The organism is Yoonia sp. R2-816 (assembly GCF_046762905.1).
GTDB lineage: Bacteria > Pseudomonadota > Alphaproteobacteria > Rhodobacterales > Rhodobacteraceae > Yoonia.
Genome location: NZ_JBKQXN010000314.1, coordinates 1 through 1,570 on the forward strand (window position 1 = coordinate 1; position 1,570 = coordinate 1,570).

The 1,570-nt window shown below is 56.1% G+C and carries 1 protein-coding gene; it reads right to left on the reverse strand.

Translation table 11 applies throughout. From position 1 onward, the window contains the following. Positions 1–155: 155 nt before the first annotated feature. A partial coding sequence (gene mutL / locus ACFWW2_RS21030) for a DNA mismatch repair endonuclease MutL (protein WP_393931505.1) occupies positions 156–1,570 on the reverse strand: 1,415 nt, incomplete at its 5' end.

Genomic DNA, 1,570 nt, shown 5'->3' on the forward strand with positions numbered 1-1,570 from the left:
AGCGCCCTGTGGATCACCCGCCCAACTGATCTCCGATCCGGCCTTAGCGCCCCATTCTGAACTCAGCCGGACTCGACCCTGTCTACTGCAGGCATAACCGACGTCCAACAAGGGCGCCCGTCGAAGCCGAACAGGCATTGAACCTGTTTAGGTCTTCAAGTGCGTCCGAAGAGCTTTTCAATGTCGGCAAGTTTCAGTTCTACATAGGTTGGTCGTCCGTGGTTGCACTGACCGGAATGCGGTGTTGCCTCCATTTCACGGAGCAATGCGTTCATTTCTTCCGCGCGCATCCAACGACCCGACCGGATAGATCCGTGGCAAGTAACACGGCTGAGGATGGCGTCGATTTTAGCTTTTACGATTTGGCTTTCGCCCTGATCTGAGAGTTCGTCCAAAACGTCGAGAAGTAAAGACCGGGCATCGACTTCACCCAAAATAGCGGGTGTCTCTCGCACAGCGATGGCGTTTCCTCCGAATGGTTCGATGGTCAATCCCATACCACTGAGTTCCTCGGCCACTTCCATCAGTCGAGAGCAATCTTCCTCCGGAAGCTCCACGATTTCCGGTATCAAAAGTGCTTGGGCAGCAATGCCGTCTTTCGCCATCTGGTGTTTAAGTCTCTCGTAGACCAGTCTTTCATGTGCGGCATGTTGGTCTACGATCACCATACCATCAGATGTTTGCGCGATGATGTAGTTTTCATGTACCTGCCCGCGTGCTGCGCCAAGCGGAAGGCTTTCTGCAGGCGTTTCGGCTTCCTGGGTAGGTGTCGGCTCAGATGAGGAAGAACCCTCTGGAACACTGAGCTCCGGAGTGTTTCCGCTCAGATCATTGGCAAGCTCTTCGAACGCAGGAGTTTGGGCTTGATATGCCGCACCCCGCGCCGCGTTGGATGGCCGATCCATTTGATAAACTCGGGTTGGGCCGGGCTTCATTGGTTCCGGTCTCATTGCACCCAGTGTTGCGTCAGAAACAGTCGTCGAGGCCCTATGCCCCGCACCGGCCAGAGCATGCTTCAAAGCCGAGACAATCAGCCCGCGGGCCACACCTGGGTCGCGGAACCGGACCTCGGATTTCGCAGGATGCACATTTACATCCACCAGGGTGGGCTCGCAATCTATGAACAGCACCGCCGCGGGGTGGCGGTCGCGACTGAGAAAATCGGAATAGGCGGCCCGAAGCGCCCCGATGAGCAACTTGTCACGTACCGGGCGGCCATTGACGTAGAGGAATTGCGACACCGCAGCGCCCCGCGAATAGGTTGGGAGGGCCGCATATCCGTAAAGCCGAAGCCCATCCCGAGTCGCGTCGATCCGCAATGCGTTATCCGCAAAGTCACGGCCTAAAACTTTTGCGAGCCTTGCGTGCAATGCATCAAACAAATCACCGCTCTCACGATCTGCCCGGAAGACAACACGCCCTTCGCCTCCACCAGATACGTCTCGTAAGACAAACGTCACTGAGGGCTCGGCCATGGAAAGCCGCTTAACAACATCTGAAATCGCTTGTGCTTCTGAACGATCAGTGCGCATGAACTTCAAGCGAGCCGGTGTTGCAAAGAACAGATCAC